Below are 269 nucleotides of genomic sequence, written 5' to 3'. Positions count from 1 at the left end.
GTTGTGGTGTCTGGTCTGTTGCGCAGAGTATTCAGTCCAGCTTCATCCTGCACTGAGCGGCCAGCGATAGGGATCAGTAGAGGTGAACGGCCTCCAGGCGGGCACGCGACACACCTTGCTCATCGGTCAGCGTCAGTGTCTTGCCTTCTATCTGCCGGCCCGACACGTCGTTGAGTGTCGTGAGGAAATCGCGTTCGAGCGTTGCTACTTCACCGGGGCACGCCATTCGCGTGGTGGCCAGACGGCCGAAGCCGAGCTCTTGTTCATCA

General features: G+C 59.9%; 1 protein-coding gene. It reads right to left on the bottom strand.

What is annotated here, in order from left to right; translation table 11 throughout:
• Nucleotides 1-73: 73 nt before the first annotated feature.
• Nucleotides 74-269 (bottom strand): META domain-containing protein (locus R0J88_RS20495; RefSeq protein ID WP_410900951.1); only part of this gene is annotated, 196 nt, incomplete at its 5' end.

It is taken from the genome of Pseudoalteromonas sp. SIMBA_162 (genome assembly GCF_046535955.1).
Classification (GTDB): domain Bacteria; phylum Pseudomonadota; class Gammaproteobacteria; order Enterobacterales; family Alteromonadaceae; genus Pseudoalteromonas; species Pseudoalteromonas marina.
The sequence above is the reverse complement of the archived record's forward strand: the minus strand, read 5'-3'. Positions and strand labels throughout refer to the sequence as shown.